Below are 9,602 nucleotides of genomic sequence, written 5' to 3' on the forward strand. Positions count from 1 at the left end.
TCCTGGATGAAGAAGGCCGCACGGAAATGGGTGCCATGGGCCGCCTAAAGCAGCTGGCCGCACGACTTTGCAAAGGATTTGTGGATGGCTCGGAAGGCTCCGCAAGTGGCTCTGAAACGTCATCCTGGACCCCCGTTGGGGGGATAGGATTCATTTCCGCAGCCATGGAAGTCCGTCAGACTCTGCTCACCGCCCAGACTCCCGAGGAATTTTTCGAACGCAAGGAAATGCTAAAGAACGGCATCGCCAAGAGCCTGCGTTACGAACCCAACCGTCTGGTGAACCTGAACGGCGCCAAGGATAACACCCTGGTTTTCGGGAATCGCTACGAAAATCGGTAGGTGTTACCTTCCAGACGCCTGCGCAATTTGCATTTTACGAATTTTCTAAATATCGGTAAAAATTTTGTTTTTACCGATAAATGTATTGACGGAGCTAAGGTTTTCGTTTATATTTTGAACGCGTAGAGAAAAATATGGCGAACGAATATAAAGTTGTAAAAACGTATAGTGCATGCCTAAGAGAGTGTGGTAGCCAGTATCAGGTGCAAAGGGCTGTCGAAACAGGTTCGCTCTTTAAAGTTGAGGAGGGCGTTTATGCTGCAGAGCCGAATGTCCCCGAGATTGCCTTGATTTCTGCGAAGTATCCCAATGCGATTATTGCAGGGGAGTATGCGTTTTATTATCACGGATTTACCGATGTGATTCCGGAAAAGTACAGTATGGCGACAAAGTCAAAGGCTGCGAAAATTTCGGACCCCCGCGTGTTTCAAATTTATGTTCGTGATGATTTGCTGGAACTAGGAGCCCAGACGCAGTCTGTTGATGGCTACGAGTTCAGAATCTATGATCGCGAGCGGATGCTGATTGAATTGCTGCGTAATAAGAACACCATGCCTTACGATCTGTATAAGGAAATCCTGCTGAAGTATCGTGGGCTGGTCAATTCTCTTGAACTGTGGCGTATTCAGGAATATGCAGAAAAGTTTCCCAAAAGCAAGATGATCAAAAAAGCCCTTGATGAAGAGGTTCTGTGATTCTTAACTTCAAAGAAATGATTGCCTCCTATCAGAAGTTCGGTTTGTCTGTTGAACTTGCTTCTGCGCGAGTTTGTCAAGATGTTGTGCTTAAGGCGATTTCTTTGAGTTCGTTCGGAAAGAACGTGACTGTTAAGGGTGGAGTCGTTATGCAAAGTTTAACGCAAAACATCCGCCGTTCCACACGAGATCTTGACCTGGATTTTATCCGCTATTCTTTGGAGGATTCCTCCATTCAAAAATTTGTTGAAAGTTTGAATTGTTTGGATGGAGTTTCGTTAGTCATTGACGGAGTTCTGGAAGAACTGAAGCATCAAGACTATCATGGAAAAAGCGCCTCATTAAAGATTGTGGATAATTTTGGCACGACTCTCAAATGTAAAATAGATTTCGGTGTACACAAACGTCTGGAACTGACGCAAGAGGAATTTTGTTTTGATGTTGCTTTTGATGAACAGGGTGTTTGTCTGCTGAAAAATTCCGTGGAGCAGGCCTTTGCAGAAAAACTTCGTTCCCTTCTTATTTTTGGACCTTACAGCAGAAGATTCAAGGACATTTTTGACATGTTCTTTCTTAAAGATGTTGTGGATAAGTCTAAACTTGCTGCCGTTGTAAGAATCTTGATTTTTGAAGATGAAGAAATGAGGGAAGGTTCTTTTGACGAGATTATTAAGCGGTTGGATCTTACGTTTAAGGACTCGCAATACATAAAAAGATTGGGAAATTCTAGACAAAGGTGGCTTGATAACGACATTCACGAAATCTGTGAAGGCCTTCTGAAATTTGTCAATAATCTGGAGAGATAGAAGTCAAATTTGACAACTTTAAAATGTGGCGAATTCGCTCCCTTTAAAAGTAGCTTGTGCAAATTTTGCACAAGTTGACGGTTCATCTTTAATTTAATGGGTATTAATCAGGACGGAGTTTAACGATTCCATGTTGCTGAGTTGTTGATAGAACGAAATTGTTGGAACCGGCGGCATTTTTAATTGTACCGAATTCGGTATAATTAAAATTTGGATTATAGATTGATTCCCATTCCCCAATATATTCGATGGTATTCTTTGTACTGAGCCATTTGAAAATGATATGCTCTTGCAATTGACTCTTGGCCATATCCGTCAATGAAATGTAATCTTCGCCATTTACATTTTGAACGGAAATTTCAGTATTCATGACTTCAATCTTGCTCATATTTACTCCTTTGTGTTACAAGCTGGATATAAAAACACAAATTATTTAATAAGAGGGCTAACCAAAAACAAGTCCAGGGACTTGAAAAATTTCTATGATTAGAGAGGATTGTTGAACGGCTTTATGTATAAATTTCTTGAAAAACGTGTTGGAGAAAATACGGCAAAGAACATCCTTGAATTAGGCAAGATGATTGTAGAACAAAAGGGATGAGGATAAACTATATGTTTAGGAAATTTAATTTCGCAAAGATGGCTGTTATTGCTTTGGTTGCTTTTGCTTGCGAAGGTATGTGGGGGTGTATGGGCTGTAGCGATGAAAAAGTTGTTGATCAAGGTGTCAATGTCCAAAGGTTTGCGGTTTTGAATGACACTACATTGGCACTGTTTGTTGAGTATTGGGATGAAGTGGAATTTTATTCCGAATACATTCAGGGACAAGACGAAAAAACAAATATAGTCGATAGTAAGATAGTTCTTGTAAATCCGTATAAAAATGTGGTGTATAATGTATTGAATGATGAAAATAAATTTTCTGGTAACTGGACGCAAATTTCTGATAGTGCAGTATTTTATTTTAGTGATGCGTTTAAGAAGATTAATTATTCTAATTGCAATGATGCTCATTACTATAAAAAAGCATCAACTAGAAATCTATTTAAAGACGAAGAAGAATTATTAAACGTTGATACAACAACTTTTGATAGTAGCGATTACTTTACAAGATGGAAGGATGGTGGTCTTAAAGATTTTACTATTGCAATATCCGATATTGGTTTGTGTAAGAGATTTCGACAAGGAACTTTTTTCTTATATAATCATAAACAAAAAACAATAAGTAAATGGATTCCGTCTGGAAATTCTGCATGGATTGCAGAATGTAACGATATTCAATGGACAGAAAATAAGTTTAGGTGTTTGGACGAAAAAAATGGGAAGATCCAAATTTCTGACGAAAAAGGAACTATTCTGGATTCTCTAGCAGTCAAAGGCTGCGGTCGAGTAGAGTGTTTTGAAGACAATCTTCGTTTTTATGGAAAGTATATTGGTATTGGTAAGCAGATTTATAAGATAAGTGAAGTTGGAAAAATAGCAGCCGAGCCTTTGTTTGAAGTTGATTTGGATCTGTGGTCTAATGGGGGAGCTTATATCCATTTAAACAATGGTGAACTTATTTCGTTCACAAAAGAACAATTACGAAGAGATTAACATATGCTTCGATTAATATCATAATCCATTTTGTTTTTGTGAGTAGTTTTACATGTAGTTCCGATGGAATCCATGAACGAATATAATTTGGTGCTTGTCTATGGAGCATATAGTTTGGATAAAACCCATTGAATATCAATCGTCCCAAAGATTTGTTTTTTTGCAACTGGCCTCTCGTTACATTCTAAATGGTCATCGTATGGGCGGTATTGGCTGATATGATAGGCTTCTCGGATTTTATTAAAGAATTTATTTTTAGATTGCTGTTATAAAATCTGAAAATTTAAAATCCGAAAAAGTTTTATGAAAAAGAAATTTGTTTTGTCGGCGGCGATGATTGCTGCTCTTGGTTTGGCGGGTACCGCCCAGGCGGCACAGACGGTGATTAAGGTGGATGATACCAAGCCGGGTGTGGTGATCAACAAGAATAATATGATGTCTGCGGATTTGGCTATCTGGAATCCGCCTAGCCGTTATTACGATATGACGGATGCCCTGGTGGATGGCGGTTACACTTTGTTCCGCTTTCCTAACGGCAGCTTGAGCAATGATTACCACTGGAATGGTATTGGCAAGTATGATAGCACGGGCCTTTGGGTCACTACGGAAGAAGAGGGCAAGTATGCTCCGGGTTTCTTGGGCGAAACCATTTACCGCGGCACCACCAAGGACAATTACGGTTTTGTGCGTCGCAGTCATTTGGCTGACGGCAACATGGAAACCATGTGGTGGGGCGAAATTCTGGACCCCAATGACCTGCCCTGGGTTGTGGTGGAATTCCCCGAAAAGAAGAACATTGATTCCCTGCAGATTAGCTGGGGTGATTTGCGTCCCAAGGCTTTCCGGTATGAATACTGGACTACGGATTATGCGGAATATCCGGGTGTGCATCAGGCGCTGACCAACGACTTGAAGCTGGAGGCCAGCGTGAAGGTGACTGGCCCCGAGACCATGTACAAGGGCAAGTCCGTGCGCACTCGTTATGTGGCGATCCGCTTTAAGTTGCAGGACTTGCCGGGCAAGGGTGTGCAGATTCGCGAGATGAAGATGTTCAGCAACGGCGAGGATTTGCTGGCCGGAAACGAATACAAGATGTATGCCATGTCCACCCGCAATGGCGACAAGGCCCGCACCGACTGGACCAACATTCCTTGGCATTTCGAAGAGTTCATGAAGTATCTGGGAACGCTGCCGAAATCCGCCGACGGTAAGCCGGCCCAGGCTGTGATTTGCGTGAACGCGGGTACGGGCACTTCCAAGGAGGCTGCCGCCTGGGTGCGTTACGCCAACAAGGTGAAGGGTTACAATATTAAGCAGTGGGAAATCGGTAACGAACTGGACGGCGAATGGGAAGAATCTGGCCCTATTTCTGCCCGCCATTACGCTGCTCGATTCCTGGAATACGCCCGCGCCATGAAGGCGGTGGACCCCACAATCATTTTGCATGGACCGCTGCTCAGTACTCACAAGATGATGCAGAAGGGCGCCGGCATTCTGGATGGAAAGTACTGGATGGAAGAATTCCTCCGCATTGTAGGTGAAGCGGAAGTTGCCGATGGTAAGCGCTACCTGGATGCAGTGGATTTGCATAACTATCCTTACTGGACTCCCAATGGTGCCAACGCCAAGGACATGCTGAAGGCAATGCTGGATGTGGGCCCCAACATGGATACGCTGGATGTCTGGATGAAGCGTCACTTGCCTGGTGTGGACAAGGTGCCTTCTGCTTCTGGCGAAGAAAAGCGCCGCGTATTCCTTTCGGAATTCAGCACCAACGTTCAGGGCTACAGCCTGTTGATGGATTTCCCCCAGGCAACTGCCATGGCCATGATTTTTGCCCAGCATGCGGTGCGCTTTGGCGACCGTTTGCAGGTGCTGCCCTGGGATGCTTTCGGCAATCTCTTTAAGAGCCCCGACGATACTTGGGGAACCATCAGTATGACCGCCCTTCTGAAGGAAGGTTCCTGGAACAAGTGGAAATCTCTGGAGCCTACCGCGGAGTACTACGGCGTGTATATGACGTTCAAGCAGTTCCTGGAAGACGGCTTTGCCGTGGTTCCTGTGGAAAGTTCAAATCCTGAAGTTGTGGCTTATGCCCTGGCGAAGAAGGGTGCTGCAGGTGCCGGCGACTCGGCCCGCGTGCTTTTGGCAAATTTGTCTGACGTTGCGCAGGTGGTGCAAATCGATCGCGTAAGCGGCAGTGATGACAAGGTCCGCACCGAAGTGGATATCTTTGGCGAAGATCAGTTCAAGTGGGTGGGCGATCAGAAAAACGCTTATCCCTATCCGAAGATGGGTCCCAGTGGCCGCCGCCTGAATCCGGCAAAGTCCCGCGATGTTATGATTCCGCCTTTCGGTATGGCGGTGGTGCAGATCAACCCCCGCGTTGTTGGGGCTGACAAGGCTACTGCGAAGGACGCCGCAATGCCTGTGGTTCTTGCCGCAGCCCTTGAAAAGAAGGTCATGATGCGTGGCGATACTCTGGACTTGTTCGGAACGGTCACCCAACAGAATGGCCAGTTGACGGGCGCTACTCTCAAGATTCCGGGATTTGGAAAAAACGGCAGCGCCATGACTGTAAACGTTACGCCTGATGACGGCAAGTGGAACGCCTCCATCGAAAGTTTCCATGTGAAGGTTCCCGTGCCTGAAACTGCAAAGACAACGCCTGTGGTGGTGCAGGGCACCGGAGCCAAGGGGACTGAAATTGAATTGACGGTTACAGGTCTTGGTGGCAAAAAGACGGTGCAGATGATTCCGTTCCGCATTCGTGGCGCCTATCGAACCACAAGCATTTTGCAGAACTTTGATAACGGCGTCGATGCCGTAGATTGGTTCCCGGTGGTGGGCGAAGGCAATACAGAAATGGGTGCCAAGGTCTTCAATGGAAATCCGCCCCATGGTGGCTTTATCCGTCATGATTTCCACATTGAGCAGCCGCCTACTCTTGGTTGGCCCAACTACTCTGGCGCCTACTACGTTGTTCCCCAGGAAATCAAGCAGTCTGTAGGTGTGGTGTTTGACTACGCCACCAACCACAACAATCCCGATGGCTACATCGAAGTTCAGGTGCAGAGCGATCAGGTGAAGGACTACGACGAGTTCATGGTTCGCCTGAGAAATACTCACGGTACCTGGGTTCGCGACACCCTCATTTGGGAAAACATGAGCCAGGAAGGTTGGGGCAAGACCATTCCCCAGCTGGATCCGACAAAGATCAAGACCATCAATTTCCGCGCCCGTCATAGCGGCGTGGGCTACATCAGCCTGGATAACATCTTCCTTTTGCAGGAAGACGGCACCGAGGTGCCCATGCCAAAGGGGTTGCGCCGCCTGAGATAACGGATTTGGAATAATCTGTTTGCGAGGACAGCGCAGATTATTTCGCCTGGAAAATAAACAAGAAAGCCTCACGGATTTCCGTGAGGCTTTTCTAGATACTTCGCTTTCAAAAATTAGCGCTTGTCGCGGTCCACCCAAGGTCTCAGGTTTTCGCCGGTGTAAATCTGGCGAGGACGGTTGATCTTGGAGTTGGGGTCGTCGTGCATTTCCTTCCAGTGGGCGATCCAGCCGGGCAGACGGCCGATAGCGAACATCACGGTCAACATTTCGGTGGGAATGCCCATGGCGCGGTAAAGAATACCGGAGTAGAAGTCCACGTTGGGGTAGAGCTTACGTTCGATGAAGTATTCGTCCTTCAGGGCGGCTTCTTCGAGCTTAAGAGCGATGTCCAACAGCGGGTCCTGAACGTGTTCGCGTTCGAAGACCTGGTACATGAGCTTCTTCAGCACCTTGGCGCGGGGGTCGTAGCTCTTGTAAACGCGATGGCCGAAACCAGAAAGACGGAACGGGTCGTTCTTGTCCTTGGCCTTTGCCATGACCTGTTCGATGGTCATGCCGCTCTGCTGGATGCGGAGCAGAGTTTCCAGCACAGCCTGGTTTGCACCACCATGGAGCGGGCCCCACAGGGCGCAAATGCCTGCGCAGATAGAAGCGTAAAGGTTTGCCTGGGAGCTGCCCACCATACGCACGGTAGAAGTGGAGCAGTTCTGTTCGTGGTCGGCGTGAACGATGAGCAAGGTGTTCAGGGCCTTTTCCATAATCGGATCGGGGTGGTAAGGACGTGCCTTACTGCTGAACATCATGTTCAGGAAGTTGCTGCAGTAGCTGCGTTCTGCTTCCGGGTACACAAACGGTTCACCGATGCTTGCCTTGTAGGAGAAGGCTGCGATGGTGCGAATCTTGGAAATCAAGCCGGCGGTTGTGAGTTCGAAAGCGCTGGCGATGTTTTCGTCGTCGTAGAAGCGGGGGGTAAACAAGCCCACGGCGTTCACGATGGAGCTAAGGATGCCCATGGGGTGGGCGTTAGGCGGCATCTGACGGAAGAAGCTCAGCAGGTTTTCGTGGAGGAGTGCGTTCTCGGTAAGCAGCGTGCGGAAATGGGTCAGCTGCTGCTGGGTGGGCAGTTCGCCATAGATCAGGAGCCATGCGGTTTCAGGGAAGGTGGCCTTTTCGGCCAGGTCTTCGATGGCGTAACCGCGATAGCGCAAGATGCCCTGTTCACCATTCACGTAGGTGATGGAGCTCTTGGTGCTACCGGTGTTCAGGTAGCCGTAATCCAGCGTAACAAGTCCAGATTCCTTGCGGAGCTTGGAAATGTCGAGACCGTGTTCGTTCTCAGTACCTTCGCAGACGGGGAGCTCGAAACTCTTTCCGCCGTAGTTCAGTATTGCGTTATCGGACATTGATCCTCCGTTTAAGTTCATGCCTTTTCAGGCCTATGCTAATTTTAGCAAAACTTGTGCCATCTTTCGGGGGCTTTCGCCCCCTGCCGTGGCGGGCTAATTACTTCTGCAGGTCCTTTACAGCCTTGTAGATGTTGTCGAAGAGCTTGGCCAGCTTTTCGGTGGGCACTGCGGAGAAGGCCAGACGGATAAGGCCGCTCAGCATGATGGTACCGGTGCTGTAATCCTTGATGAGCTTCTGACGGAGTTCTTCGGCATCCACGCCCTTTGGCTTGACGCACATGAAGTAACCGCTGTTGAAGGGCATGGCTTCGAAGGATTCTGCGTATTCCGGATGGGAAGCGAGAATATCCTTGATGATGTCGTAGCGCTTCTTGAGGGTTGCGTACTTTTCAGCCTTCTGGTCGGCGTATTCGGCAGACTGGTAGGCGGCGAGAAGAATCTTCTGGGAAATGGACGGACCGTTAGAGATGTTGCCACGGACGGTACCGGCGGCCTTGTCTTCCAGAGCCTTCAGCTGTGCTTCAGTTGCGCCCTTGAAGCCAAAGCTCATGAAGCCCACGCGGAAGCCCCATACGTAGTCTTCCTTGGTGGGGCCGTCCAGCTTCACAGCCAGCAGGTTTTCGTGGGCGTCGACAATTTTTGTAAAGAGGGATTCACGAGTTACACCATCTTCGTAAACCAGGCCGAAGTAGGCGTCGTCCATGAGGGCCACGACCTTGTTGCCGGCAGCTGCGCATTCGGTAAGGATCTTTGCGATTTCAACAGCTTCGGTTTCGGTAGCGGTATAGCCGGTGGGGTTGTTGGGGAAGTTCAGGAGCACGACCTTCTTGTCGCTCTTGCCTGCTGCAAGTGCTGCCTTGAGAGCTTCGGTATCAAAACCGCCGTTCTTGAAGGTATTGAAAGTCTTGATCTTTGCGCCACGGGCATTTTCGAAAACCAGTTCGTAGTTATCCCAGTACAGGTCAGGAATGATGACTTCGTCACCGGCGTCCAGGAACATGTAACCGGCGCAGCTAATGGCGTGGGTCAGAGCGCAGGTGACCACCGGGTTACTGAAGTTCTTGGAGGCGAGGGTGGGGTTCTTCTTGATGACCTGTTCCTTCCAGGCCTTGCGCAGGTCCGGGTTACCGAAGCTGGGTGCGTAGAGGAAGGACTGCTTGGGGAGATTCAGGGACTTGAGAACGCAATCCAGAACCAGGGGGCTGCCGTCGTCTTCGAGAGCAGTACCGATGGTAGCGTTGATGTCGGAGCCCTTGGCTTCGGCACCCTGGCCAAGAATACCCTTGCGGGGGAAGAAAATGGCCTTGCCCTGTTCAGAGAGCATATCGAGGACCTTGCAGCCGTTTGCAGAAAGTTCGGCGTTCAAGGCAACTGCGAGAGGATTGTAGTTCATTTTTCGTTTCCTGTTGAAAAATT

At 48.2% G+C, this 9,602-nt stretch carries 8 protein-coding genes; 5 read left to right on the forward strand and 3 right to left on the reverse strand.

All coding sequences use genetic code 11. The features are described from left to right. The 3 genes from MJZ26_13810 to MJZ26_13820 form a co-directional block, all read left to right on the forward strand. A partial coding sequence (locus MJZ26_13810) for a dihydrouridine synthase (GenBank protein ID MCQ2106854.1) occupies positions 1–341 on the forward strand: 341 nt, incomplete at its 5' end. A gap of 134 nt (positions 342–475) precedes the next feature. Continuing rightward, positions 476–1,036, forward strand: a complete 561-nt coding sequence (locus MJZ26_13815; GenBank protein MCQ2106855.1) for a hypothetical protein — start codon at positions 476–478, stop codon at positions 1,034–1,036. Beyond that, entirely contained in the window at positions 1,033–1,842 is an 810-nt protein-coding gene (locus MJZ26_13820) for a nucleotidyl transferase AbiEii/AbiGii toxin family protein (GenBank protein ID MCQ2106856.1), read from the forward strand. The genes MJZ26_13815 and MJZ26_13820 overlap by 4 nt, the downstream gene beginning before the upstream one ends. 103 nt (positions 1,843–1,945) lie before the next feature. On the opposite strand, the gene MJZ26_13825 is transcribed toward MJZ26_13820, so the two are convergent. Beyond that, positions 1,946–2,230, reverse strand: a complete 285-nt coding sequence (locus tag MJZ26_13825) for a KilA-N domain-containing protein (protein ID MCQ2106857.1) — start codon at positions 2,228–2,230, stop codon at positions 1,946–1,948. A gap of 251 nt (positions 2,231–2,481) precedes the next feature. On the opposite strand from MJZ26_13825, the gene MJZ26_13830 reads away from it, so the two are divergent. After that, positions 2,482–3,438, forward strand: coding sequence for a hypothetical protein (locus tag MJZ26_13830; protein ID MCQ2106858.1), 957 nt, complete (start codon positions 2,482–2,484; stop codon positions 3,436–3,438). Between the two features lie 303 nt (positions 3,439–3,741). Further along, positions 3,742–6,780, forward strand: a complete 3,039-nt coding sequence (locus tag MJZ26_13835) for a hypothetical protein (GenBank protein MCQ2106859.1) — start codon at positions 3,742–3,744, stop codon at positions 6,778–6,780. A gap of 113 nt (positions 6,781–6,893) precedes the next feature. Here the strand turns inward: MJZ26_13835 and MJZ26_13840 are convergent, their stop codons facing one another. Both MJZ26_13840 and MJZ26_13845 read right to left on the reverse strand, forming a co-directional pair. Continuing rightward, a complete protein-coding gene (locus tag MJZ26_13840) occupies positions 6,894–8,183 on the reverse strand; it encodes a citrate synthase (GenBank protein MCQ2106860.1) in 1,290 nt (429 codons plus the stop codon). Between the two features lie 100 nt (positions 8,184–8,283). After that, on the reverse strand, positions 8,284–9,579 hold the full coding sequence (locus MJZ26_13845; GenBank protein ID MCQ2106861.1) for an aminotransferase class I/II-fold pyridoxal phosphate-dependent enzyme: 1,296 nt from the start codon (positions 9,577–9,579) through the stop codon (positions 8,284–8,286). Between the last annotated feature and the right edge of the window lie 23 nt (positions 9,580–9,602).

Source organism: Fibrobacter sp. (assembly GCA_024398965.1).
Classification (GTDB): domain Bacteria; phylum Fibrobacterota; class Fibrobacteria; order Fibrobacterales; family Fibrobacteraceae; genus Fibrobacter.